This is a genomic window from Streptomyces sp. NPDC052682 (genome assembly GCF_040678435.1).
GTDB lineage: Bacteria > Actinomycetota > Actinomycetes > Streptomycetales > Streptomycetaceae > Streptomyces.
The window spans coordinates 108,515-131,853 of record NZ_JBFATS010000017.1 but is presented as its reverse complement, the minus strand read 5'-3'; the positions used below and the strand labels follow the sequence as shown (position 1 = coordinate 131,853).

Annotated in this window: 24 protein-coding genes; 8 read left to right on the top strand and 16 right to left on the bottom strand. The window is 73.7% G+C overall.

Annotated elements, in window-relative coordinates; genetic code table 11:
- Positions 1–46: 46 nt before the first annotated feature.
- The 4 genes from AB0K80_RS25675 to AB0K80_RS25660 form a co-directional block, all read right to left on the bottom strand.
- Entirely contained in the window at positions 47–1,015 is a 969-nt protein-coding gene (locus AB0K80_RS25675) for an acetylxylan esterase (RefSeq protein ID WP_365673452.1), read from the bottom strand.
- Between the two features lie 245 nt (positions 1,016–1,260).
- Positions 1,261–1,845, bottom strand: a complete 585-nt coding sequence (locus AB0K80_RS25670) for a hypothetical protein (protein ID WP_365673450.1) — start codon at positions 1,843–1,845, stop codon at positions 1,261–1,263.
- A 406-nt stretch (positions 1,846–2,251) separates the two neighbouring features.
- Positions 2,252–3,007 (bottom strand): ferredoxin reductase, encoded by a 756-nt coding sequence (locus AB0K80_RS25665; protein ID WP_365673448.1) that lies wholly within the window; start codon positions 3,005–3,007, stop codon positions 2,252–2,254.
- Positions 3,000–3,605 (bottom strand): sulfite oxidase-like oxidoreductase, encoded by a 606-nt coding sequence (locus AB0K80_RS25660; protein WP_365673446.1) that lies wholly within the window; start codon positions 3,603–3,605, stop codon positions 3,000–3,002. The genes AB0K80_RS25665 and AB0K80_RS25660 overlap by 8 nt, the downstream gene beginning before the upstream one ends.
- A 366-nt stretch (positions 3,606–3,971) precedes the next feature.
- On the opposite strand from AB0K80_RS25660, the gene AB0K80_RS25655 reads away from it, so the two are divergent.
- Positions 3,972–4,721, top strand: coding sequence for a putative protein N(5)-glutamine methyltransferase (locus AB0K80_RS25655; RefSeq protein WP_365673444.1), 750 nt, complete (start codon positions 3,972–3,974; stop codon positions 4,719–4,721).
- 124 nt (positions 4,722–4,845) lie between these two features.
- Entirely contained in the window at positions 4,846–5,013 is a 168-nt protein-coding gene (locus AB0K80_RS25650) for a hypothetical protein (protein WP_365673443.1), read from the top strand.
- Positions 5,014–5,539: 526 nt separating this feature from the next.
- Here AB0K80_RS25650 and AB0K80_RS25645 read toward each other — a convergent pair.
- Positions 5,540–7,618, bottom strand: coding sequence for a SpoIIE family protein phosphatase (locus AB0K80_RS25645; protein ID WP_365673441.1), 2,079 nt, complete (start codon positions 7,616–7,618; stop codon positions 5,540–5,542).
- 247 nt (positions 7,619–7,865) lie between these two features.
- Between AB0K80_RS25645 and AB0K80_RS25640 the strand changes: the two genes are divergently transcribed.
- The 3 genes from AB0K80_RS25640 to AB0K80_RS25630 all read left to right on the top strand — a co-directional run bounded on the left by AB0K80_RS25640 (position 7,866) and on the right by AB0K80_RS25630 (position 10,946).
- Positions 7,866–8,237 (top strand): hypothetical protein, encoded by a 372-nt coding sequence (locus AB0K80_RS25640; protein WP_365673440.1) that lies wholly within the window; start codon positions 7,866–7,868, stop codon positions 8,235–8,237.
- Between the two features lie 110 nt (positions 8,238–8,347).
- The gene (locus AB0K80_RS25635; RefSeq protein ID WP_365673439.1) at positions 8,348–10,363 is read left to right on the top strand and encodes an NADPH-dependent 2,4-dienoyl-CoA reductase; all 2,016 of its coding nucleotides are present in this window, start codon (positions 8,348–8,350) and stop codon (positions 10,361–10,363) included.
- Between the two features lie 31 nt (positions 10,364–10,394).
- Entirely contained in the window at positions 10,395–10,946 is a 552-nt protein-coding gene (locus AB0K80_RS25630) for a PadR family transcriptional regulator (protein ID WP_365673437.1), read from the top strand.
- 29 nt (positions 10,947–10,975) lie between these two features.
- Here the strand turns inward: AB0K80_RS25630 and AB0K80_RS25625 are convergent, their stop codons facing one another.
- Together AB0K80_RS25625 and AB0K80_RS25620 are read right to left on the bottom strand one after the other, a co-directional pair.
- Complete coding sequence (locus tag AB0K80_RS25625; protein ID WP_365673435.1) at positions 10,976–11,512, bottom strand: hypothetical protein; 537 nt, start codon at positions 11,510–11,512, stop codon at positions 10,976–10,978.
- A gap of 284 nt (positions 11,513–11,796) precedes the next feature.
- Complete coding sequence (locus AB0K80_RS25620) at positions 11,797–12,765, bottom strand: fibronectin type III domain-containing protein (protein WP_365673559.1); 969 nt, start codon at positions 12,763–12,765, stop codon at positions 11,797–11,799.
- A 427-nt stretch (positions 12,766–13,192) separates the two neighbouring features.
- Here AB0K80_RS25620 and AB0K80_RS25615 point away from each other — a divergent pair, with 427 nt between their 5' ends.
- Complete coding sequence (locus AB0K80_RS25615; protein WP_365673433.1) at positions 13,193–13,990, top strand: glycoside hydrolase family 75 protein; 798 nt, start codon at positions 13,193–13,195, stop codon at positions 13,988–13,990.
- On the opposite strand, the gene AB0K80_RS25610 is transcribed toward AB0K80_RS25615, so the two are convergent.
- Genes AB0K80_RS25610 through dhaK form a run of 3 tightly spaced genes read right to left on the bottom strand, consistent with a single transcriptional unit; the run spans position 13,975 to position 16,038 of the window.
- Positions 13,975–14,394: a PTS fructose transporter subunit IIA gene (locus tag AB0K80_RS25610; protein WP_365673431.1), complete on the bottom strand. Its 420-nt coding sequence runs from the start codon at positions 14,392–14,394 to the stop codon at positions 13,975–13,977. The genes AB0K80_RS25615 and AB0K80_RS25610 overlap by 16 nt on opposite strands.
- Complete coding sequence (gene dhaL / locus AB0K80_RS25605; RefSeq protein ID WP_365673429.1) at positions 14,387–14,986, bottom strand: dihydroxyacetone kinase subunit DhaL; 600 nt, start codon at positions 14,984–14,986, stop codon at positions 14,387–14,389. Before dhaL ends, AB0K80_RS25610 begins: the two co-directional genes overlap by 8 nt.
- Before the next feature lie 59 nt (positions 14,987–15,045).
- On the bottom strand, positions 15,046–16,038 hold the full coding sequence (gene dhaK / locus AB0K80_RS25600) for a dihydroxyacetone kinase subunit DhaK (RefSeq protein ID WP_365673427.1): 993 nt from the start codon (positions 16,036–16,038) through the stop codon (positions 15,046–15,048).
- Between the two features lie 318 nt (positions 16,039–16,356).
- Here dhaK and AB0K80_RS25595 point away from each other — a divergent pair, with 318 nt between their 5' ends.
- On the top strand, positions 16,357–16,569 hold the full coding sequence (locus tag AB0K80_RS25595; protein WP_365673426.1) for a DUF3072 domain-containing protein: 213 nt from the start codon (positions 16,357–16,359) through the stop codon (positions 16,567–16,569).
- Positions 16,570–16,692: 123 nt separating this feature from the next.
- Here AB0K80_RS25595 and AB0K80_RS25590 read toward each other — a convergent pair whose 3' ends face one another.
- The 5 genes from AB0K80_RS25590 to AB0K80_RS25570 all read right to left on the bottom strand — a co-directional run bounded on the left by AB0K80_RS25590 (position 16,693) and on the right by AB0K80_RS25570 (position 21,383).
- On the bottom strand, positions 16,693–17,604 hold the full coding sequence (locus AB0K80_RS25590; RefSeq protein WP_365673424.1) for an SDR family oxidoreductase: 912 nt from the start codon (positions 17,602–17,604) through the stop codon (positions 16,693–16,695).
- 74 nt (positions 17,605–17,678) lie between these two features.
- Entirely contained in the window at positions 17,679–19,157 is a 1,479-nt protein-coding gene (locus AB0K80_RS25585; protein ID WP_365673422.1) for a glutamate-cysteine ligase family protein, read from the bottom strand.
- 120 nt (positions 19,158–19,277) lie between these two features.
- Complete coding sequence (locus AB0K80_RS25580) at positions 19,278–20,552, bottom strand: cytochrome P450 (protein ID WP_365673420.1); 1,275 nt, start codon at positions 20,550–20,552, stop codon at positions 19,278–19,280.
- Between the two features lie 93 nt (positions 20,553–20,645).
- Positions 20,646–20,954, bottom strand: a complete 309-nt coding sequence (locus tag AB0K80_RS25575) for a hypothetical protein (protein ID WP_365673418.1) — start codon at positions 20,952–20,954, stop codon at positions 20,646–20,648.
- A gap of 15 nt (positions 20,955–20,969) precedes the next feature.
- Positions 20,970–21,383 (bottom strand): SRPBCC family protein, encoded by a 414-nt coding sequence (locus AB0K80_RS25570; RefSeq protein WP_365673557.1) that lies wholly within the window; start codon positions 21,381–21,383, stop codon positions 20,970–20,972.
- A gap of 87 nt (positions 21,384–21,470) precedes the next feature.
- On the opposite strand from AB0K80_RS25570, the gene AB0K80_RS25565 reads away from it, so the two are divergent.
- The gene (locus AB0K80_RS25565; RefSeq protein ID WP_365673416.1) at positions 21,471–21,710 is read left to right on the top strand and encodes a hypothetical protein; all 240 of its coding nucleotides are present in this window, start codon (positions 21,471–21,473) and stop codon (positions 21,708–21,710) included.
- A gap of 27 nt (positions 21,711–21,737) precedes the next feature.
- Here the strand turns inward: AB0K80_RS25565 and AB0K80_RS25560 are convergent, their stop codons facing one another.
- Positions 21,738–23,300: an MFS transporter gene (locus AB0K80_RS25560; protein ID WP_365673414.1), complete on the bottom strand. Its 1,563-nt coding sequence runs from the start codon at positions 23,298–23,300 to the stop codon at positions 21,738–21,740.
- Between the last annotated feature and the right edge of the window lie 39 nt (positions 23,301–23,339).

Genomic DNA, 23,339 nt, shown 5'->3' with positions numbered 1-23,339 from the left:
GACTGGTCGGATCAGCGGGTAGCCCGCCGGGGGAGAACGGCCGGGATCAGATGTACGACCGCATCCAGCGCAGCTTGGCCGCCTCCTGGAAGGGGCCGCCGCCCTCGTGGTCGTTGAAGTCGTAGACCTCGATGGCCTTGTCGTCGTGCGCCCAGGCGTTGAAGGCGGCGAAGACGGTGGACGGCGGGCAGGTCTGGTCCTCCAGGGCGGCCGAGAACAGCGCCGGGGCCCGGCCGCGGGCGGCGAAGTGCACGGCGTCGAAGTAGGAGAGCGTGCGCAGCGCGTCCTCGCCCCGGCCGCGGTGCGTCTTGAGATACAGGCCGATCTCCCGGTAGGGGTGACGGTCCGTCAGGGTCGCGGCGCGCGGGAAGTCGCACAGGAACGGCACGTCCGGCGCCACGCCCGCCAGGTCCGGGACCAGGCCGCCCACCGCGATCGTGATGCCGCCGCCCTGGCTGGCGCCGACGGCCACCGTGCGCGCCGGGTCGGTCAGCGGGTGGGAGCGGGCCGCCTCGACGGCACGCACCGCGTCCGTGTACACGCGCCGGTAGTAGTAGTTCTCGGGCGCGTCGATGCCGCGCGTCATGAAGCCGGGATACGACGGCGCCCCGCCCACCGGGTCCGCGGTGCCGCCGCCGGCGCCCCACGCGCTGCCCTGTCCTCGGGTGTCCATCACGAAGTGCGCCCGGCCGGTGGACGCCCACAGCAGGTGCTCGTGCGGCAGGCCGCGTCCGCCTCCGTAACCGATGAACTCCACGACCAGCGGCAGCGGGGCGTCGGCCCCGGCGGGCAGCGTCAGCCAGCCCTTGACCGGGTGGCCGCCGAACCCGGCGAACGTCACGTCGAACACCTGGACCGTGGTCAGGCCGGTGTCCACCGGCTCGAAACGGGCGTCCAGATCGTGCTCACGCGCCTCCTGGAGCGTCTTGGCCCAGAAGGCGTCGAAGTCCTCGGGCTCGGTGGAGGCGCTGCGGTACTCGTGGAGTTCCTCGAGAGGAAGGTCGAACAAGGCCATGGGAGACCGCCTTTGGGAGAAGACAGTGCGGATGATCACACCGTACGTGGGTGGTCGGAGGACTCGCCAGGTCTTTGCCGGACTCCACGGCCGGACGGCGGCCCGGCCCAGGCGCGTGCCACGCTGGTCAGGACCGTGCGCGGGCCCGCTGTGCGGAGCGGGCGCGGGGCACCGGCGGCGGGACGGCCGGGGCAGGAGGTCGGGTCACCGGCCGGTCCCCGTCCGTGCGCCCGGCACAGCGCGTCTCATGTCTGGCGCTGGCTCCACACCGGTTCCGTACGGGCCCACGCGCGCTCCCACTCCGCCAGCCGGCGGCCGAGCGCCACCCGGCGCACGGCACTGTGCGCGAGGAGCACCACGGCCACCACGACGGCCGTGGCGCACACGCCCACGGTCACCGTGTGCTGCCAGATCGCGGAGCCGTCCAGCGGTGCCGCGACACTGCGACCGCGCGAGTCGAACCACACGTCGAGCCGCTCGCCCTCCCGCGTCCCGCCCGGCACCCGCGCGACCGCGGTACGCTCACCCGCGCCGGGCTCGCTCCAGCGCACCGTCGCGCGGTAGGGGTCCCGACCGCCGGCCTGCACCGTCGGCAGCGTGTCACCGGCCCGGCCCACCACCTCGGCCCGGACGCGATGCCGCTCGGCCCGCTGCTCCGCCGCGACCGCCCGCGCCCCGTCATAGGCCCACCAGGCCGCCGCCGCCCCGGCCAGGGGCGCACCCACGAGCAGCAGGACGGCCACCACCAGGACCGTCCACGCCTCCACGGCATCCGCCCGCCGCCGCAGCGGATTGCGCCGCCAACGCCAGCCGCGCACCCGGGTTCGCATGTCGACCTCCTCGCCCCTCACCGCAGCCGGAGGGCCGGACAAGCCGTACGGGACGGCATCGCCGCCGCTCCTTCACACCGCGCCGCGTGTCCGCGTTCCCACCTGGAACCGGTACCCCGTCCGGCGGGTTCCGACCGCGGCCGTGCACGGAAGGCGCGGTTGTGCCCGGAAAGCCGCGGTCGTGCCCGGAAGACCGCGGTCGTGCCCGGAAGGCCGCGGTCGTGCCCGGAAGGCCGCGGTCGTGCCGGCGAGGCGCGACCGTGCCGGTGAGGCGTGAGCGCGCGCCAGGGGAGGGGCAGCGGTGATCCGTAGGTTCTCGTCGAGCGCTCGCACAGGTGTCCGGCGCCCGCGCGGCGGCCGCCGGGCGTCACCCTCGGGGCCGGGCACACCGCTCCCGGCCCCGGGGTCAGCCGAACCGCTCGATCCGGATCCGGTCCACAGGCTGACCGGCCGCCACCAGCAGCCGCGAGGCGTGCTCGGCGAAGGAGTTGGACCCGCACACATAGGCTTCCCACCCACCGGGAGGACGCTCGGCCAGGAGGGGCGCCACATGTGCGGCCGCCATACGTCCCACCGGCACACCCTCCGGGGCGCTCCGGGTGAACACGGGCGTCGTCTCGGCGCCGAACTCCCGCGCGTAGATGAGCTCCTCGGGACTGCGCGCCGACACCACCAGCCGCAGCGGCACGGACAGCCGGCGCGCCCGGTGGTGCCGCACCATCGACATCAGCGGCACGACCCCGGAGCCGGCCCCCAGCAGCAGCGCGGGCCGGTCGCCCGGCCAGGCGAAGAAGCCGCTCAGCGGGCCGCGCACCTCCACCCGGTCCCCGGGCCGGGCCACCGAGTGGAACCAGCCCGAGACCTCGCCGCCCTCGACGTGATCCAGCGTCAGCTCCAGGTGTTCGGAGTCGTCCGGCGCCGACGCGATCGAGTAGTGGCGCTGGGCGGTGTAGCCGTCCTCGGCGGTCAGCCGCAGCAGCAGGTGCTGCCCGGGCAGGTGCCCCGGCCAGCCCGGCACGGCGAACCGGAAGGTCGCGGCGCGCGGGGTCTCACGGCGGATCTCGGTCAGGGTGGCGGTCCGCCACACCGCCGCGGCCTGCTCGCTCACGGCGATCCGCCCGGGCACGGCGAACCGGGTGGGAGGAACGAAGGTCTCAGTCACCGGAGTACCGCTGCTCCTCCCAGGGGTTGCCGCGCTCGTGGTAGCCGTTGCGCTCCCAGAAGCCCGGCTCGTCGTGGTCGAGGATCCGCAGGCCCGCGATCCACTTGGCGCTCTTCCAGAAGTACAGGTGCGGCACCAGCAGCCGCGCCGGGCCCCCGTGCTCGGTCGGCAGCGGCCGGCCGCCGTACTCCCAGGCGATCCAGGCGCGCCCGCCGGTCAGGTCCGCGAGCGGCAGGTTCGTGGTGTAGCCGGTGTGGGAGTAGGCGACGGCATGGGTGGCGGACCCATGGGGCCGGACCACATCGAAGAACGCGTCCAGGGACACGCCTGCGAAGCGCACCCCGAACTTCGACCAGCCCGTCACACAGTGCACAGCGCCCTCGTACGCCGAGGCCGGCAACTGGTGCGCCTGCTCCCAGTCCCAGGTGTGCGGCTCCGCCACCAGCCCGTCGATGCGGAAGGTCCAGTCGGCGGGTGCCAGGTCGGGTGTGACCTCGGCGGACAGCACGGGCCAGTCGTCGCCCGCGTCGTACTGACCGGGCGGCAGTCCGGGGTCGGCCACGCGCGGCCGTCCCGTGAAGCCTCGGGTGACGTTCATGGTTCAACCGTACGCTGTGGTCAGCGGCCGCCTTCGGGTAGTGTGGCCGTCCGGCCGCGGACCCTCCCGGCCCGAGGAGCAAAGGAGGTGAGACCCATCACCGCTGTGTCGGCCCGGGCGCTCTCACCTCGAGGCAGCCGCTGCCGTCGCCACGCGGCGCGGACCACCGCCCGCAGGTGACCGCGGGAGCGCCCTTCGGTTCTCGAAAGGCTCCTGGCTTCCATGCCCATCGTTTCCCCTGACGCACCGTCCCCTGATGCGGGGTCCGCTGCTTCCCCGTCCTCTGCTTCCCCGTCCTCTGCTTCCCCGTCACCTGGTTCTCCCTCCTGTGGTGCCCCCGCTCCGCCCGCGTCCCGTGCCGCCGTCGTGGCCGCGCTGCGCGCCGCCGGGTGTGTCTTCGCCGAGGACGAGGCCGAGTTGATCCTCTCCGCCGCCCGTACCCCGGACGAGACCGCCGCGCTGGTCGAGCGCCGTGTCGCGGGACTGCCGCTCGAACTCGTCGTCGGCTGGGCGGAGTTCCGCGGCCTGCGTATCGCGGTGCAACCCGGGGTGTTCGTGCCCCGGCGGCGTACCGAGTTCCTCGTCGAGCAGGCGCTCGCCCAGAGTCCCGGCGCGCGGGTCGTCGTGGACCTGTGCTGCGGGTCGGGTGCCGTCGGCGCCGCTCTGGCCGCCGCGCTCGGCCCGGTCGACCTGCACGCCGCCGACCTCGATCCCGCCGCCGTGCGCTGCGCCCGCCGCAACATCGCGGCCTTCGGCGGCCACGCGTACACGGGCGACCTGTTCACACCGCTGCCCGGCCACCTGCGCGGCCGGGTCGGCATCCTCGCGGCCAACGTGCCGTACGTTCCCACCGACGAGATCGGCCTGCTGCCCGCGGAGGCCCGGGACCATGAACCGCTGCTCGCCCTCGACGGCGGCCGGGACGGCCTGGAGGTGCTGCGCCGCGTCGCCGCCGAGGCCCCCCGCTGGCTCGCCCCCGGCGGCTGCGTGCTGGTGGAGACGAGCCGGCGGCAGGCACCGGAGGCGGTCGGCGCCTTCACCCGGAGCGGCCTGGAGACCCGCCTCGCGGTCTGCGAGGAGCGCTACGCACACGTGGTGGTCGGTGTCCGGCGGTAGCCCCCGGCGCACCGGCCCTCCGGGCGGGCACAGGACCTTCGCACGATGGGCACACAGGGCCTACGGATCATCCCGGGCGCTGTGATGTATTGGGGGCGTCGCACGACAGGGAAGGACCGGCACTGTGCCACGCATCGCCGGCGGGAACGACAACCCGCCGATCTACGAGGATCTGATACGCGAACTCGGTGACGCCGTCGCGGAGGCCCAGATGGCGGCCGAGCACACCCAGCATCAGGCCCAGGAGCTGCTCGGCGGAACCGACGCGCACCGGCTGGACCTGCCGATGTGAGCACCGCGTGAGGACCTCGCCGCCCGCGTACCAGCCGCGCGGGCGCGCCTCACGCCCCCGCCCTTCGGGGTCCGGGTGCCGTCCTGGGAACGGGCGCCGACCACGACGACCCTCGCACCCTTCTGCAGGACGGCGCCGCTGCCGGGCGTTCCGTTCCGGTGCACCTTGGTGGCGGGCGGAGGACACGGTCCACGTCCACCGGGCACCGTCCGCGCTGCGGACGGTGACGTGGTCGCCCTCGGCCTGCTCGACGGTGCCCCGCCGCCACGTGCGGACGACCCGCCTGCCGGTGGCGTGGTCCTTCACGGTCGCCTCGCCGTGCACCCCGGCGAAGCGCGGCCACCGGCCGTGCTCGTGCCGCCCGCCCGAGCCGTCCGGCGAGGCGGACGCCGAGGGCGAGGCGCCGTGCCCGGTGTCCCCGGAGGCCGCGGCGCAGGCGGCCGTGCCGCCGAGGCCCGCGCCACGACGGCGGCCGCGGCCTCCACCGCCCGCGCCCGGACGGATCGCCGCCGCCGTGCCACACCCCTCACTCGGGCGTCGTCGCCCGGGCGATCAGCAGGGCCACGTCGTCGGAGTCGTCGGGCTCGTGCAGGGTGCGCAGGAGCAGGTCGCAGACCTCCTCCAGAGGGCGGTCGGGGCCGTCCAGCAGGGCCCGTAGCCTGTCCAGCCGCTCGTCGAGCGGATCCCGGCGCGTCTCCACGAGGCCGTCGGTGTAGAGCACCAGCCGGTCACCGGGCTCCAAGTCGACCGCAGTGGTGCAGAACGCGACCCCGCCGACGCCCAGCGGCACGCCCGTCGGCAGGTCGAGCAACTCCGGTGGGTGTCCGGCCCGGACGCGGACCGGCGGAAGGTGTCCGGCGTTGGCGATCCTGACCTGCCGCAGACGCGGGTCGTGGACGGCGTACAGGCAGGTGGCGATGGCCTGGTCGAGACCGGCGGTGATCTTGTCGAGGTGCTCCAGCAGCACGGCGGGCTCCAGGTCGAGGGAGGCCAGCGTGGTGGTCGCCGTACGCAGCCGGCCCATGGTCGTCGCCGCGGTGATGCCGCTGCCCATCACGTCCCCGACGACCAGCGCCGTCTTGGCGCCGTCCAGCGGGATCACGTCGAACCAGTCGCCGCCGACCTCGCTGGTGGTACCGGCGGGCCGGTAGCGGGAGGCGACTTCCAGGCCGCCCGTCATCGGCGGGTGGCTGGGCAGCAGGCTGCGCTGCAGGGTGAGCGCGGTGTCGCGGGCGTTCTGGTACCAGCGGGCGTTGTCGATCTGCACGGCCGCGCGGGCGGCCAGCTCCCGGGCGAGCAGCAGGTCGTCCTCGCCGAACGGCAGCGGGTTGCGGGTGCGCTTCAGGTCGAGCGCGCCGAGCACCTCGCCGCGCGCGATCAGCGGCACCGCCAGATACGAGTGGACACCCGCCCGGCCCAGCAGCTCCGCCGCCTCGGGGGAGCCGGCGATACGGGGCAGGTCCTCGTCCTTGACCTGCGGCAGCATCACCGGGCGCCCGGTGCGGACGCACTCGGTGACCAGGCGGTCGGGGGCGTACCGGGCGATGTGCCCGGGCGGATCGGCGGCCCGCAGGGCGTCCGGGGCGTCCTCGGCCTGCACGGCCAGGGCGCGGATCACCGCGGGCTCCGCCGGGCCGAGCGCGCTGCGGCGGCCCTGCACCACCGCGTCCAGCAGGTCGACGGCCGCGATGTCGGCGAGCTCGGGCACGGCGACGTCGGCCAGTTCGTGGGCGGTGCGGTCCAGCTCCAGCGTGGTGCCGATCCGGGCGGAGGCGTCGGCGATGAGGGACAGCCGCCGCCGCGCGGCCTCGGCCTCCAGGCCCGCCCGGTGCTGCTCGGTGACGTCCACGGCCATCCCCGCCAGGCCCAGCACGTTGCCCAGCGAGTCCTCCAGCCGGTACAGGGAGACCGACCAGGCGTGGTCCTCGTCCGGGTGGGCCGGCGTACGGCCGATGACGAGCTGGTCGAGCAGCGGCCGGCCGGTCCGCAGCACCTCGCGCATGGCGGCCTCGACGGCGTCGGTGTCGACCTGCGGCAGCAGCTCCCGCACCGACCTGCCGACGTGCTCCTCGGCGGGGATGCCGTTGAGCCGCTCCAGCGCGCGGTTGACGGAGACGAAGCGCAGCTCGGGGTCGGCGAAGGCCAGCCCGATCGGGGACTGCTCGATCATCCGCGTCGACAGCGCCACCTCCCGCTCCAGCCGGCGCACCGTCGACTGGTCGGCGCACAGGCCCAGCGCGTAGACCTCCCCCCGGTCGTCCTGGAGCCGCATGTTGCGGAACTCCACCAGCCGGCTGCTGCCGTCCTTGCGCCGGATGGGGAAGGCCCCGGCCCAGTCCTGGCCGGTGTCCATGACGTCGGAGAAGAGCTTGACCACCAGGTCAAGGTGCTGCTCGTGGACCATGATCCGGGCGGCGTACTGGCCGAGGGCCTCCTGCGCGGTGTACCCGAACAGCTCCTCGGCCTGCGGGCTCCACAGCACGATCCGGCCCCTGGCGTCGAGGACCACCGAGGCCACCCGCAGCACGTCGAGCAGCCCGCTCGGCTCTTCCGGCCCGCGCGGCGACCGGCCGCCGTCGTCCAGGGGAGACCCGGCTGCACTCATTCCCACGCCCGCCTTCGCCGTTCCTCGCGGCCCGCCGTCACGGTGCCCACGCTCCTTGTTCTACCGCGTGAGGGGCCGTTTCCCCACCGCCTGTGCCGTCTCCTTCCACCTTCTCCCAACACGGCCGCCGTCGCTGCGCGACGTCGTCGGGACGGCGCCGTCGCCGCCGGTAGTGCTCCCCGGAAGGTGGTGCTTTGCTGGGTTGGGGGCGGGATACGGCAGGGCGGCCACGAGAGGAGCGACCACGATGGACACCGAGCGACCGCACCACCCCGAGTCCGTCACGGTGGAGATCAGCGGGTGCAGCAAGCACGACGCCCGTGCCGTGTTCGACGCGCTGTGCGCCTGCTTCGCCTCCGACCGCTGTGCCGACGACGTCCCCGAGGACCTGCACGACACCCGTCCGACGGTGTGGCTCGGCACGTTCGACGTGGCCGACCCGCGCGAGGGCGCCCGCCCGGCGCGGCTGACGTCGCCCGTCGACGCCGACGTCCACGGCGGGTACTGGGCCGTCGAGCGGTTCCGCCGGACCCTGGACTCCTTGTTCACCGTGCACGACCTGACCCTGGTCTCCGGCGACCAGGAGGAGGAACTGCACGTACGGCTCGAGAGCAGGTGAGCTGACCGGACCCGCGTCGGTGTGCCCTCCGTCCCCCTTATGCAACTAGTTGCAAAAACCCTCCGGCGTCCTCTACAACTACAGGGACGACACCGCGCACGGAGGGCCCGATGAGCCGTTACCCGCACCTGCTGACCCCGCTCGACCTGGGCTTCACCACCCTGCCCAACCGGGTCCTCATGGGCTCCATGCACGTGGGCCTGGAGGAGGCCGAGGGCGGCTTCACGCGTATGGCGGAGTTCTACGCCGCCCGCGCCCGCGGGGGAGTCGGGCTCATCGTCACCGGCGGCATCGCCCCCAACGAGGAGGGCCGGCCCTACGAGGGCGGCGCCAAGCTCACCACCGACGCGGAGGCCGAGCAGCACCGGGTCATCACCGACGCCGTGCACGGCGCGGGCGGCCGGATCGCGATGCAGCTCCTGCACTTCGGCCGCTACGCCTACCACCGGGACCTGGTCGCCCCCAGCCCGCTCCAGGCACCGATCAGCCCCTACCCGCCCCGCGAACTCGGCGACGCCGAGGTCGAGCGGACCATCGACGACTACGCCCGGGCCGCCCGCCTCGCCCGGCAGGCCGGGTACGACGGCGTGGAGATCATGGGCTCCGAGGGCTACCTCATCAACGAGTTCATCGCCGCGCAGACCAACCGGCGCACCGACCGCTGGGGCGGCTCGTACGAGAACCGCATGCGCTTCCCCGTCGAGATCGTCCGGCGGGTGCGCGAGGCGGTCGGCGAGGACTTCATCGTCATCTACCGGCTGTCCATGCTCGACCTGGTCCCGGGCGGCTCCACGCTGGACGAGGTGATCACCCTCGCCAAGGCCGTCGAAGCCGCGGGCGCCACCCTCATCAACACCGGCATCGGCTGGCACGAGGCCCGCATCCCCACCATCGCCACCTCCGTGCCGCGCGGCGCCTACACCTGGGTGACCAAGCGCCTCATGGGCGAGGTGTCGGTCCCGCTGGTCACCACCAACCGCATCAACACCCCCGAGCTCGCCGAGCAGTTGCTCGCCGAGGGCTACGCCGACATGGTGTCGATGGCCCGCCCGATGCTCGCCGACCCCGACTTCGTCGCCAAGGCCGCCGCCGGCCGGCCCGAGGCCATCAACACCTGCATCGGCTGCAACCAGGCCTGCCTCGACCACACCTTCAGCGGCAAGATCACCTCCTGCCTGGTCAACCCCCGGGCCTGCCACGAGACCGAGCTGGTGCTGTCCCCGACCCGGCTGCGCAAGCGCGTCGCCGTCGTGGGAGCCGGCCCGGCGGGCCTGGCCTGCGCGGTCTCCGCGGCCGAACGCGGGCACCAGGTCACCCTCTTCGACGCGGCGAGCGAGATCGGCGGGCAGCTCAACGTCGCCCGCAAGGTCCCGGGCAAGCAGGAGTTCGACGAGACGCTGCGCTACTTCCGTACCCGGCTCGACGACCACGGCGTCGACGTACGCCTGAACACCTGGGTCACCGCCGGCGACCTGGCCGGCTACGACGAGGTCGTGGTCGCCACCGGCGTCACCCCGCGCACCCCCGACATCCCCGGCGTCGACCACCCGAGCGTCCTCGGCTACCTCGACGTGCTGCGCGACGGCGCCCCCGTCGGCGACCGCGTCGCGATCCTCGGCGCGGGCGGCATCGGCTTCGACGTCGCCGAGTACCTCACCGACGGCGGGGACAAGGCCCACGAGGACCCGGCGACGTACTTCCGCCTCTGGGGCGTCGACCTCGACTACCGCGCCCCGGGCGGCCTCGCCGCCCCCGAGCGCCCCGCCCCGCCGCGCACCGTGCACCTGCTCCAGCGCAAGGCCACCAAGGTCGGCGCGGGCCTCGGCAAGACGACCGGCTGGATCCACCGCACCGAGCTCAAGCACCGCGGCGTGACCATGGTCCCCGGCGTGCGCTACGACCGCATCGACGACGCCGGGCTGCACGTCACCATCGACGGCGCCGCCACGGTCCTGGAGGTCGACACCATCGTCCTGTGCACCGGTCAGGAGCCGCGCCGCGACCTGTACGAGCACGTCGTCGCCGCCGGACGTACGGCGCACCTCATCGGCGGCGCAGACGTGGCCGCCGAACTGGACGCCAAGCGCGCCATCAAGCAGGGCACCGAGCTGGCGGCGGCCCTGTAGGGGCGGCTCCCGGCCTCCCTAGGATGACCGCATGTCACTCCCGCACGCGATCCTCACCGCCCTGCTCGAGAAACCGTCCTCGGGGCTGGAGCTGACCCGCCGGTTCGACAGGTCCATCGGCTACTTCTGGTCGGCGACCCACCAGCAGATCTACCGGGAGCTGGGGAAGCTGGAGGCGGAGGGCCTGATCCGGGCCCTGCCCGCCGAGCAGCCGGCGCGCGGGCAGAAGAAGAGCTACGAGGTGCTGCCCGCGGGCCGCGCCGAACTGGCCCGCTGGACCGCCGCCTCCCAGGACCCCAAACCGCACCGCGACGCGCTGCTGCTGCGGCTGCGGGCGGCGGCGGTGGTCGGCACGGCGGGCCTCCAGGCCGATCTGCTGCACCACCTGGAGCTGCACGAACGGCAGTTGGCCGAGTACCGGGAGATCGAAAGGCGCGACTTCCCGCCCGGCAGCACCAGCACCCAGGACCGGCTCCGGCACCTGGTGCTGCGCGCCGGCATCGACCTGGAGACCTTCTGGACGCAGTGGCTGCGGCACGCGCTTCAGGAGTTCGCCGAGCTGCCGGACCACCAGCCGGGCTGACGGTACGCAGGGCGCCGGACCTCAGGATCTCAGAGCCGGTACGGCTTGCTGCGCCGGCGCAGGAACCAGGCCGTGGCGAGCACTCCGGTGCCGACCAGGGCACCGCCCGCCACCAGCGTGACGGTGCCGTAGTCCTTCGTGGCTCCGCCGAGCCCGCCCATCACACCCCGGGACGGCGAGGGCGTGGGACGGACCGTGGGCGTGCTGGGCGGGGAGACGATGACGGACTGGGTGCCGGCCGTGGTGCCGTTGGCGCACACGACGATGACGGTGTACGTGCCCGGGCCGACGTTCGACCAGGCGGCGGACTGGCCGCTGACCGTCCCCGACAGCGCCACCTGGCGTCCCTGGGAGAAGTTCGCCTGGCTGCTGGTGAGCAGCGAGGCGGTGCCCCAGCTGCCGTCGATCTGGGTGCAGGCGCTGGTGGTGACCGAGACCGTCGAGCCGGTGGTGCTCACGGAGATCCCCGGCCCGGCGGCGGCCGGACCGGCGGCCAGGGCGAGCGGAAGCGCGGCGGCGGCTGCCACGGTCAGGCCGGAGCGGAGAACTGGCGATGAGTTGCGCATGTGGACTGCCCTCCGGCGGCACGGTTGGCGGTACATCCCTTGCGCCGCCGAGAGTCGGGGAACGCCCGTGCTGCCTCAGGGTCAGCAAAGGTCCCCGGGCGTCCGCCCGCACGCCGGCCGCCGCCGGGCAGGTGACGGCCGCCCGGCGATTCCTCCGCCCGGCCGCCCCCGCCGCCTCGCCCTCGCCCACGGCTCCGGCGGCTGCCGACGGTCACTCGGGGGGGCCGACGGGTCCGTCACCGTGGCCGTTGCCGGATCGGCCACCGGGTTCGTTACCCGGTCCCTCACCGAGGAGCGCCCCCGCCCGGGGTCTCCGCCCCCGCCGCCCCCGTCGTCACCGTCCGCTCCGCCGAGAAGCCGCCCCAGGTGCCGTCCGGCAGCCGGGCCCGTAGCCGCACCCGGTGGGTCACCCCGGCCTCCCGCCCCACGTAGAAGCTGTACGTCGCCCGGTCGCGCGGCGCGTTCCCGCCGTACACCAGCGAGGTCGCCGGACGGCCGTCCAGGTGGAGCTCGTACTCCGTGACCGGCCCGTCCGCCCGGGGCGGGACCCAGCTGAGGTCCAGGAAGTACGCCCCGCCGGAGCGGCGGCCGGCCGCCCGGAAGCCGGTGGGCGCCGTGGCCCGCCCGTCGTCACGACCGGGCGTGGTCAGGGGGACGGCGGGGCTCGCGGGCGAGACGTTGCCGGCCGCGTCCCGGGCCCGGACGGTGAAGACGTAGCGCGTACCGGGCCGCAGCCCCGTCACCACGGTCGCCGTCTGCCCTCCGGGCACACTGTGGATCTTCGCCCCGCCCTGGTGGATGTCGTACGACACCACGCCCCGGTCGTCCGTCGAGGCCGACCACGACACCTGCGCGGCCCGGCTCCCGACCGCCCGGCCCCGCGGCGCGGACGGCGCCGTCGGCGCCGAGCGGTCGGCCACGGCGGCCGCGGGCGTCCGCGCCCTGACCTCCCGGCTGGGCGGACCGAGCCGCCCCTCGGTGTCCCGGGCCCGCACGGTGAAGGCGTACACCGTGGAGGGGCGGAGTCTGGTCACATCCACCATGTGCTGAGAACCGGGTACCTCCTCGACCTTCGTGGTGCCGCGATACACCTCGTAGCCGTCGACGGCCTCCTCCTCCGCGACCGCGTTCCACATCACGTGCACGCTGGTCGCACTGCCGGCCGTGGCCGTCACGCCCGTCGGCGCGGCGGGCAGCCGCCCGCCGCCGTCGCCCGTCCCGCCCGCGGCGCAGGAGACGGCCAGGGCGAGCACGGTGCAGAGCACCGTCCCGCGCACGGCACGGCGGCGGACGGACGACAGGGGAACGCCTCGCACGGGTCTGCCTCCCGGACGGCACACCAGAATGGTCCGGACCAATATGAGGCCGGGGGTGGGGTTCCCTCAAGGGGGCCGTTGCTGGTGACCGTGCGCCGGGGTTACGTATGCTGAGGTTTCTCACGGCCGAACCCCTCACGAGGGCTGGGGAGTTCCTGCCTGTGGCGCGGACCGCTGTCGTCGCAGATCCCGCGCCGGCGCGGTGGCCGGGGCGGCCGGAACCCGTCCGGGTTCCGGCTCCCGGCCGCTGACGACGGGTGAGAAGACGTGCGCCGTCCGGCCCTCCTCCCGTGGCCGACCGGCCGCTCCGGGAAACAGATGGGCTGATCATCCGTCATGTCCCCCAGGAGAGGCTCCCCCCATCGTGCGTGTCCAGACGCTGACGCTGGTCATGGCGGGCACCGCCATGCTCGCCCCGGCGGCACTCGCCGCCAAGCCGCCCGAGTTCCGGCTGCGCGCCGCGTCCGCGTCCGCGTCCGCGGCCGTGAGCGAGAGCACCGTGCGCGCCGCCGACCTGCTGGCCAAGGTGCGTGACTGCACCCCCGTCTCCCGCGGCCGCTACCGGTCCGACAGCGGCGCACCCGCGACCATCCGGGTGTGCGGCACCCGCGACGCCGTCTTCTGGAAGGCCGACATGGACATCGACTGCGACGGCCGCCCCGGCCCGCGCTGCAACAGCCGTACGGATCCGTACTTCTCCGCCGGCACGGCCTACCCGCAGTCCGACGGCCGTCCGCTCAGCGCCGAGCACCTGCCGTACATCGTGCTGCCCGCGCCGAGCGGCGTGTGGGACTTCCGGGACCACGGCATCCGGGGCGGGTCGGTCGCGGCGGTGATCCACCGGGGCCGGGTGCAGTACGCGGTGGTCGGCGACACCGGACCCCGGAACATCATCGGTGAGGCCTCGTACGCCACCGCCGAGGCCCTCGGCATCCGCCCCGACCCGCGCGGCGGCGGCACGGCGTCCGACGTCACGTACATCGTCTTCAAGGGCTCCCGGACGACACCCATCGAGGACCACGCGGCGGCCGTGACGACGGGGGAGCGACTCGCCCGCGCGTTCACGGCCGCCGCTGAGCGACCAGAGCGGGCACAAGGGTGGGTCGACGCGCCCGGCGACATGAGCCGATCCGCTCTGTGGCTTCCTCACACCTTCCGGTAGGTGTACGCGTCGGCCGCCGCCGCCTCCACCGCCGCGAGGTCGGCTCCCGTCGCCGCCGTGACCACCGCGGCCACCGCGCCCTCCACGAAGGGCGCGTCCACCAGCCGTGTCCCGTCGGGGAGTTCGTCACCCTCCGCGAGGAGGGTCTTCACGGTGAGCACCGCACTGCCCAGGTCGGCCAGCACGGCCACTCCGGCGCCGCGGTCGACGGACGCGGCCGCCGCGGAGATCAGCTCGGCACTGGTGCCGAGGCCACCGTCCGCGGTGCCGCCCGCGGGGGCGACGGGGACGGCCGCGCCGCCGCCCGCGAGCCCCTTCGCCAGGTCGGCCACCGACCGGGCCACCTCCGCGCTGTGCGACACCAGCACGATCCCGACCAGCCTGTCGCCCCTGTCCTCACTCACCGGCGGCCTCCACCAGCGCGGCGACGAGCAGCGCCGCCGAGGTGGCACCGGGGTCCTGGTGCCCGATGCTGCGCTCGCCGAGGTAGCTCGCCCGGCCCTTGCGGGCCAGCAACGGGGTCGTCGCCTCGGCGCCCTGCTCGGCGGCGGCACGGGCCGCGGCGAAGGAGTCGCCGAGCGCGTCCACCGCCGGCACCAGTGCGTCGATCATGGTCTTGTCGCCCGGCGCGGCGCCCCCGAGCGTCCTGACCGCGTCCACCCCGGTCCGCAGCGCCTCGGCGAACTGCTCCTCGCTCACTTCCGGGGCGTCCCCGAGCGCCTTGCCGGTCCGGCGCAGCAGCGTCCCGTACAGCGGCCCCGAGGCACCGCCGACGGTCGAGATCAACTGGCGGCCGGCCAGCGTGAGGACCGCACCGGGCGTGGCGGGCCCCTCCTTCTCCAGCGCGGCCCGCACGGCGGTGAACCCGCGCTGGAGGTTGCTCCCGTGGTCGGCGTCCCCGATGGGCGAGTCGAGCGCGGTGAGCCGTTCCGCCTCGCGGTCCACGGACGCGGCGGTCGCCGTCATCCAACGGCGGAAGAACTCGGCGTCGAGCACTGGATCTCCTTGCGTGGTCGGTACGTGGTGTCGGACGGTGACCGGTGTTCCCCCGAGCGTCACATCCCCCAGCGCAGGCCCGGCGTCTTCACCGGCGCGTCCCACAGCCCCAGCAGCTCCTCGTCGATCTGGCACAGGGTGACCGACGCGCCCGCCATGTCGAGGGAGGTGACGTAGTTGCCGACGAGGACGCGGGCGACGGGGACACCGCGCTCGCCGAGTACGCGCTGCACCTCGGCGTTGAAGCCGTACAGCTCCAGCAGCGGGGTGCCGCCCATGCCGTTGACCAGGACCAGTACGGGGTCGCGCGGGGTGAAGTCCGCCAGGATCGCGTCGACGGCGGCCTCGGCGATCTCGCCGGAGGTCATCATCGGCCGCCGCTCCCGGCCCGGCTCGCCGTGGATGCCGATGCCCAGCTCCAGCTCGCCGGGCGGCAGGTCGAAGGTGGGCGTGCCCTTGGCGGGCGTGGTGCAGGCACTCAGTGCCACGCCGAAGCTGCGGGAGTTCTCGTTGACCTGCCGGGCGATCGAGGCGACCCGCTCCAAGGGCATCCCCGCTTCCGCCGCCGCGCCCGCGATCTTCTCCACGAACAGCGTGGCGCCCGTGCCGCGCCGCCCCGCCGTGTAGAGGCTGTCGGTCACCGCCACGTCATCGTTGACCAGCACCTTGGCGACCTGGATGCCCTCGTCCTCGGCCAGCTCGGCGGCCATGTCGAAGTTGAGCACGTCACCGGTGTAGTTCTTCACGATGAACAGCACCCCGGCACCGCTGTCCACGGCGGCCGCCGCCCGCGCCATCTGGTCCGGCACCGGCGAGGTGAACACCTCGCCCGGACAGGCCGCCGAGAGCATGCCGGGCCCCACGAACCCGCCGTGCAGCGGCTCATGCCCGGAGCCTCCTCCGGAGATCAGGCCCACTTTTCCGGCCACCGGCGCGTCCCGTCGTACGACCACCCGGTTCTCCACGTCCACGGCCAGCTCCGGGTGGGCCGCTGCCAGGCCGCGCAGCGCGTCCGCGACCACGGTCTCCGGGACGTTGATGAGCATCCTCATGGGTACCTCCTGGGGTGCTGAGCAGTTGGCCCGCTGACCTTCGATGGCCTGGTCAGAAGGGGTGGAGGGGTCCGGCGGCGGCGGTGCCGGCCCGATCTTCCGCCGATGACGCACCCTCAGCCCCGATGGTCCTGGTGGGTGTCTCGGTGTGCCTCTCGGTGCGTGTCCTGGTGCGAACCCCCATATCGGCAGTATCGACCTTGAGTCGGCAAAGGTCACGTGCGCCCGGGCCGCACCGCACCACCGGCCGGGTCTGTGCACCCGCTGCTGAGCCCGGCCGGTGGGGGAGAGGGGGAACGAAGCGGGTAGTCGGACCCCATGAGCGAAACGGATCCGACGAAGAACGTGGAGGACTGGGCGACCGGGGACGAGCCGGCCACCGGTCCGCAGCTGAGCTACCTGAGCACCCTGGCCCGCGAGGCGGGCGAGGAGGTCCCGGACAACCTCACGAAGGCGGAGGCGTCCCGGATGATCGACCGCTTGCAACAGGCGTCGCCGCGCACGGGAGGGACCGACCCGGGCAACCGCTAGGTCGACTCTCTCCCGCCCGGTCACCTCAGGAACCGCTCGGCCCTCGGAGCGCCCGTCATGGGCATGGTGGGTCTCAGCGCCGGCACGCGTGGGGTGCGCGTGCCGGCGCTCGGCCGGACGTTCTCACCTGGTGTCCGTCTCACCGCCGGTCACCGCGATGACCTCGCCCGTGACGAAGCTGGAGTCCGCGTCCGAGGCGAGGAAGACGTAGGCGGGCGCGATCTCCTCCGGCTGGGCCGGCCGCCCGAGGGGCGTCTCGCTGCCCACCTGCGCCAGATCCTGGCTGGGCATGTGCTGGTCGGCGGCGTTGAGCACCGTCCAGGTGGGGCCCGGCGCGACGACGTTGGCCCGGACGCCCCGGCTCGCCAGGTGCGGGGCGATGGACTTGGTGAAGGTGATCAGAGCGGCCTTGGACGCCGCGTAGTCGATCATCGTCGTGCTGCCCTTGAGGGCTTCCTCGGTGGCCGTGGCGATGATCGCGTCGCCCTCGTCGAGGTGCGGAAGCGCGGCCATGACCAGGTGGAAGTAGGCGTAGACGTTGGTCTGGAACGTCCGGTCCCAGTCCTCGGCCGTCAGCTGCTCCAGACGGAGCTTGCTGTTGAGGTAGGCCGCGTTGCTGACCAGGATGTTCAGCCCGCCCAGTTCCCGCACCGTGCGCTCGACGACGGCGCGGCAGAACTCCGCGTCGCGCAGGTCGCCGGGCAGCAGCAGGCACCTGCGGCCCTGCTCCTCGACCACCTGCCGGGTCTCCTCGGCGTCGGGCTGTTCGCCGGGCAGGTGGACGATGGCGACGTCGGCCCCCTCGCGTGCGTAGAGCAGTGCCACGGCGCGGCCGATGCCGGAGTCCCCTCCGGTGATCAGCGCGACCTTCCCCGTCAGCTTGCCCGCCGCACGGTAGCGCTCGGCCCGGTACCGGGGCCGGGGATCCATCTCCGCCTCGAGCCCCGGAGGGTCCTGCTTGCGCCCGGAGAACTCCGGGGTGGGCTCGGAGGAGATCAGCGGAGGCTCGCCGGTGGTCCGAGACTGCTGCTGCATCACGCCTCCCTCGGGTCGATGATCGTTACCCGGCGTCGGGTCCCCGGCCCGGGCAGCGGGAAACCGCGGACGGGTCAGTCGACCGGCCAGGTGTGCACGGGCGCGTTGAGATGCATGTAGTCGATGTACAGCTGGGTCATCCGCCGCAGGGCCTCGTGCCGGCCGGACCGGGTGGCGGCGTCGATGCGGTGGAACATCTCCTTCTGCCACAGCGCGCCGTTGCGGGCGGTGACGCACCGCTGCTCGATGACGCCGAGCAGTGGTTCCCGCCAGGCCGCGTCCATCCCGGAGCGCTCCAGGCCCCGGTGCGCCAGCGGCAGCAGCCGCCGCAGCACGAGCTCGGACACGGGCACCTCGCCCATCCCCGGCCAGTACAGCCGCGCCTCGATACCGTGCCGGGCCGCCGTGTGCAGGTTGTCCTCGGCGGCCGCGAAGGACATCCGGGACCACACCGGCCTGTCCTCCTCCACCAGGGCGCGGGTGAGCCCGTAGTAGAACGCGCCGTTGGCGAGGGTGTCGGCGACCGTCGGTCCGGCGGGCAGGACCCGGTTCTCCACCCTCAGGTGCGGTGTGTCGTGGGCGACGGCGTAGACCGGGCGGTTCCAGCGGTAGATCGTGCCGTTGTGCAGGGTCAGCTCGCCCAGCTCGGGGACGTCCCCGCGCTCCAGGGTCTCGCGGGGGTCCTGCTCGTCGCAGAGCGGCAGCAGCGCCGGGAAGTAGCGCAGGTTCTCCTCGAAGAGGTCGAAGACACTGGTGATCCACCGCTCACCGAACCACACCCGGGGCCGCACCCCCTGCACCTTGATCTCCTGCGGGCGGGTGTCGGTCGCCTGCTCGAACAGGGGGACACGGGTCTCGTGCCACAGCTCCTTGCCGAACAGGAAGGGCGAGTTGGCCGCCAGCGCCACCTGCACGCCGGCGATCGCCTGCGCCGCGTTCCAGTAGGCCGCGAACTCCTCCGGGGACACCTGGAGGTGGAACTGGGTGCTGGTGCAGGCGGCCTCCGGGGTGATGGAGTCCGCGTAGGTGCGCAGCCGGTCCACGCCGCTCACCTCGATGTGCAGGTCCTCGCCTCGGGCCGCGAAGATCTGGTCGTTGAGCAGGCGGTAGCGCGGGTTCTCCGACAGCGTCGCCTCGCCGATGTGCTCCTGCCGCAGCGTGGGCAGGATGCCGATCATGATCAGATGGGCGCCGACCGACCTGGCGCGTTCCTCCGCGTGGTTCAGCGCGGCGCGGATCTCGCTCTCCCAGGCGTCGGGGCCGCCCGCCGTCAGCCGGCGCGGCGGAACGTTGATCTCCAGGTTGAACCGGCCCAGCTCGGTGGACCAGGCCGGATCGGCGATCGCCTCCAGCACGTCGGTGTTGCGCATCGCCGGCTCGGCCCGCTCGTCGACCAGGTTCAGCTCGATCTCCAGCCCCACCTGGGGCCGCTCGGACTCGAACCGTGACTCGCGCAGCATCTGCGCGAAGGCGTCGAGGCACGCCTGCATCTTGCTCCGGTAGCGGCGGCGGTCCTCACGGGTGAAGACCAGCGCCGGGACGTCCCGTCCCATCGGCCCTCCCGGGTCCTCCTCGGACACCTTTCACCAGCGTCCCACCCGGGGGCGGCCCCCACCAGGCGGGACGGGCCGCAGTACACCACCGCGCCCGCCCCGCCGGATCGGCAGCCGGGGTCAGGGCGTCCGGGCCGCGGCGGGCGCCGCGGCCCGGACCCGGACCGACGCCATGACGAAGCCGCTGCGCACGCGCGCCGGCATGCGGTTCAGCGGGATCCGCAGGTCCTGCGACGCGGGCACCTCGTACTCCAGCCGTGCCAGCCGGGGCACCAGAGCGCTGAGCAGGGCCACCGTGACGTCCTCACCCGGGCAGCGATGCCCCGCCGCACGGTCCGCGCCGCCCTGCGGCACCAGTTCGTCCCGCTCGGGCGGCCGCGCCAGGAAGCGCCGCGGGTCGAAGGCGTACGGCTCCTCCCACAGGGCGGGGTCGTGGTTCTGCCCGTACAGGTCGAGCAGGACCATCGTGCCCGCCGGGATCGGCTCGCCCTGCCACGTCAGGTCGGTGACGGCCCGGCCTCCGACGAAGGGAGCGAACGGGTAGAAGCGCCGCAGCTCGTGGGCGAACGCCACCGCGTAGGCGGGGTCGTCCTCGCCCAGCCGGTCCCGCAGTTCGGGCCGGTGGTGCAGCGCGTGACCGGCGTAGGCGACGAACCAGCACACGGCGGCGGTCGGGCGGATGACGTTGAGCAGTTCGACCGCGGCGGTGTGCGGGTCCAGGAGGAGGCCGTCGGCGTCCCGGTGCCCGGCCACCGTCTCCAGCACCGAGCCGGCCGGGGCCGCGACGGCGCCCTCCCGTACGTCCTCCACCAGCCGGCCCAGCCACGCCTCGCTGCGCGCCCGCGCGCGGCGGGCCCGCCAGTGGCGCGGGCCGGCGGTGGCGAAGCCGTCGACCATGGCGACCAGGTCCCGGGCCACCGCCTCGGCGTCGTCCAGGGGAATGCCGGCCCACCGGCAGACTCCCTCGGTCAGTACCCGGCTCGCCTCGTCGAACAGGACCACCGACGGGCGGCCGGTCCAGGACCGCACCGCCTCGTCCCACACCGCGGTGACGCTGTCCACCACACCCGCGACCGCTTCCGGCCCGGTCAGCAGGGACAGGAACATCTCCTTGCGCACGCGGTGGGCCGGCCCGTCCAGGGTGTGCACGGCACCGTGACCGAACAGGGTGCTCAGCACCGGGCCGGGCAGCGCCGACCCGCGTTCCACGTGCCGCTCGTCGTAGAAGAACCGCACGGCCTGCGGCCCGCACAGGGCGACGGCGTGCTGTCCCATCAGCCGGGCGCGCACCAGGGGCGCTGTGGTACGGCGGCGCCGGTCGGGCAGCCAGGCGTAGCCCTTGGCGAGGAGAGCGAGGGAGCTGTCGGTGATCGGGGGGCGACGACTGTCATTCATGGCGCGCCGGGTGCCCGCCGCTTCGGCCCGGAAACAGAGCGTGGTCGCGGCTGAAGGTGGTCTTCGGTGCGGGCCAGGGGTTGGTGTCGCGGTTCACGGCCGGGGGTTGGTGCGCTGCCAGCGGGGGCGTGCGTCCAGGCCCCGGCGGCCGGCGACCGAGGCGCAGCGCGGGCACTGGCGCCGTACCCGGTCCGCCGCCCCGCCGGACTCCGGGAAGGTGTCCGCCCAGGTGACGTGCGGGAAGCGGATCAGCTGGGACCGGCTCAGGGACAGCCCGCAGACGGTCTGGTTCAGGCCGGGCTCCCAGGCGTGCACCTCCCCGGCGGGCAGCCGTCGCCGGCCCTCCTCCTCGTCGGTCCACTGCCCGGAGGCGGCTACGGCGTACTGCTTCACACGTGCCACAGGCCGGGCCCCCGGTCAGCCGGCCTCATGGCCGACGCGCAGCCGCACCTGCTCCTCCAGGCGCCGCAGGCTGGTGTCCAGGGCGTCGCCCACCGTCTGCTCGCCCGGGTCGTGGCCGTCGTCGAAGAACGACAGGTGCAGCGTCACCTCGCTGGCGCCGCTGCCGATCCCCGCCACCTGCAGCCACCCGGCGTAGCCGCCCTGGTCGCGGGTGCCCCACTCGAGCCGCATCTGCTCGCGCCGGGCCCGCAGCAGGGCCGAGGTGTCCTCGTCGGTGCGGTCCTCGTGTACGGTCACGGCGGGCAGGTCCCCGGCCGTCACGTGCAGGTCGTCCGGCAGCCAGGTGTCCAGCTGGTCCACGGCGGCCGCCTGCTCGAAGACGTGCTCGGGCGGCGCGGACATCGTGCGGGAGCGTTCGTACTCGGTCATCGCGGTACCGGCCTCACGTCGGGGATCGTTCAGCGCCACGCGTTCCCGTCCTGCCCGGACGTAACCACGAGGGGTACCCGGACCGAGATGGTGAGGATCCCGAAACGCCCCGCATCCACCCGGCCGCGCGGCCGCGGGCCGGACCGGGTGCGGCTGCTGTGGGCGGACCTGGTGGTGGCCTTCGCCGCGTACGTCGCCGGGCTGCTCGCCGCCGGGCTGGCCCTGGGTGGGGAACGGGCCCGGGACGTCGCCCTCGGGAACCTCGCCGGCGCCGCCCTCGCGGTGCTGTCCGTCGCAGCCCGGATCGTGTGGCGCCGCCGCAGGTGACCCGGGCAGGCCCCGGCGCTGCGGCGGCTACGAGCGGAAGTAGTCGTCTTTCGTGACGTCCTTGGGGGTCCTGCGGACGTGGGCGGTCAGCCCGCCGGTGAGTCCGCCGGCCGACGTCTCCCCGGCGGTGGCGACGACCGCGGACAGCGGTACGGCGATGTTCTCCAGGGACTTCCGCTCGGCGTTGACGCCCCACACGAACGCGGTCACCCCGCCGAGCACCATGAGGACGGAGCCGACCGTGTAGCCGGCGAACACCCGCCAGGGACTGTCGCCGTCGCCGATCAGCGTGGCGAACAGCCAGGGCGCGATGACACCGCCGAACAGCATCGACACGGCGAAGAAGAACGAGATCGCCTGGGCGCGCATCTCGATCGGGAAGATCTCGCTGACCGTCAGGTAGGCCGAGGAGGCGGCGGCCGAGGCGATGAAGAAGATCACGCACCACAGCACGGTCTGCGTCACCGCGTTCAGGGCCCCCTCGGCGAACAGCCACCCCGTGATGAACAGCAGCGTGCCGGACAGGCAGTACGTTCCGCCGATCATGACGCGGCGTCCGACCGTGTCGAAGAACCGGCCCAGGATCAGCGGCCCCAGGAGGTTGCCGACGGCGAACGGGAAGATGAAGTACGCGACCGCGCCGCCCCGGATGTCGTAGAACTCGGCGAGGATCAGCGCGTACGTGAAGAAGATCGCGTTGTAGAGGAACGACTGCGTGACCATCAGCATGAAGCCGAGGAAGGACCGCTGCCGGTAGTCGCGGAACAGCACCCGCGCCAGCTCCCGGTAGGACACCGGCTTGCGCCGCTGGAACTCCATCGCCTGGTCGTCGGGTACGGGCTCCAGCCGCACCCCGCGCCGTTGGATGCCCTGCTCGATCCGCGTCACGGTCTCCTCGGCCTCCTCCGGGTGGCCGTGCGTGAGCAGCCACCGGGGGCTTTCCGGGATGGTGCGCCGCAGTCCCCAGATCGCCAGACCGATGGCCGGACCCAGCAGCAGCCCCAGCCGCCAGCCGAGGTCGATGGAGAACAGGTTCGGGTTCAGGAAGGCGAGGTTGGCCGCCGCGCCGATCATCGCCCCGAGCCAGTAGGTGCCGTTGATCGCCAGGTCGGCGTGGCCGCGGTGACGGCTCGGGATCAGCTCGTCGATCGCCGAGTTCAGGGCCGCGTACTCGCCGCCGATGCCCATACCCGCGATGAACCTGGTCACGGCGAAGAAGGCGAAGTTCATCGACAGGGCGGTGAGCCCGTTGCCGACGAGGTACACGCCCAGGGTGACGATGAACAGTTTCCGGCGGCCGAGCCGGTCGGCCATCCGGCCGAAGACCAGGGCGCCCACCACCTCGCCGAGCAGATAGATGCTGGCGGTGAGACCGACCTGGGACGCCGAGAAGCCCAGGGACTGCTCGTCCCGGATGCGGTCCGCGATGGAACCGGCGATCGTGATCTCGATCCCGTCCAGCACCCAGGTGATGCCCAGGGCGATGACCACTTTCCAGTGGAAACCGCTCCACGGCAGCCGGTCCATCCGCTGGGGCACCGTGCTGCGGACGGGCCTGACACTGTCATCGATCCCCACTGGAGCCGTCATCGCGACCTCCGCGCACCGGATCCGTCGACGCCCATGCGA

Excerpts from the sequence above, each read along its gene's own strand:
- AB0K80_RS25585 (WP_365673422.1), bottom strand. The coding sequence starts at position 19,157 with ATGGGACGGGACGTCCCGGCGCTGGTCTTCACCCGTGAGGACCGCCGC.
- AB0K80_RS25645 (WP_365673441.1), bottom strand. The coding sequence starts at position 7,618 with ATGAGTGCAGCCGGGTCTCCCCTGGACGACGGCGGCCGGTCGCCGCGC.
- AB0K80_RS25580 (WP_365673420.1), bottom strand. The coding sequence starts at position 20,552 with ATGAATGACAGTCGTCGCCCCCCGATCACCGACAGCTCCCTCGCTCTC.
- AB0K80_RS25640 (WP_365673440.1), top strand. The coding sequence starts at position 7,866 with ATGGACACCGAGCGACCGCACCACCCCGAGTCCGTCACGGTGGAGATC.
- AB0K80_RS25670 (WP_365673450.1), bottom strand. The coding sequence starts at position 1,845 with ATGCGAACCCGGGTGCGCGGCTGGCGTTGGCGGCGCAATCCGCTGCGG.
- dhaK (WP_365673427.1), bottom strand. The coding sequence starts at position 16,038 with ATGAGGATGCTCATCAACGTCCCGGAGACCGTGGTCGCGGACGCGCTG.
- AB0K80_RS25630 (WP_365673437.1), top strand. The coding sequence starts at position 10,395 with ATGTCACTCCCGCACGCGATCCTCACCGCCCTGCTCGAGAAACCGTCC.
- AB0K80_RS25590 (WP_365673424.1), bottom strand. The coding sequence starts at position 17,604 with ATGCAGCAGCAGTCTCGGACCACCGGCGAGCCTCCGCTGATCTCCTCC.
- AB0K80_RS25625 (WP_365673435.1), bottom strand. The coding sequence starts at position 11,512 with ATGCGCAACTCATCGCCAGTTCTCCGCTCCGGCCTGACCGTGGCAGCC.
- AB0K80_RS25660 (WP_365673446.1), bottom strand. The coding sequence starts at position 3,605 with ATGAACGTCACCCGAGGCTTCACGGGACGGCCGCGCGTGGCCGACCCC.
- AB0K80_RS25595 (WP_365673426.1), top strand. The coding sequence starts at position 16,357 with ATGAGCGAAACGGATCCGACGAAGAACGTGGAGGACTGGGCGACCGGG.
- AB0K80_RS25570 (WP_365673557.1), bottom strand. The coding sequence starts at position 21,383 with ATGACCGAGTACGAACGCTCCCGCACGATGTCCGCGCCGCCCGAGCAC.
- AB0K80_RS25675 (WP_365673452.1), bottom strand. The coding sequence starts at position 1,015 with ATGGCCTTGTTCGACCTTCCTCTCGAGGAACTCCACGAGTACCGCAGC.
- AB0K80_RS25560 (WP_365673414.1), bottom strand. The coding sequence starts at position 23,300 with ATGACGGCTCCAGTGGGGATCGATGACAGTGTCAGGCCCGTCCGCAGC.
- AB0K80_RS25635 (WP_365673439.1), top strand. The coding sequence starts at position 8,348 with ATGAGCCGTTACCCGCACCTGCTGACCCCGCTCGACCTGGGCTTCACC.
- AB0K80_RS25565 (WP_365673416.1), top strand. The coding sequence starts at position 21,471 with ATGGTGAGGATCCCGAAACGCCCCGCATCCACCCGGCCGCGCGGCCGC.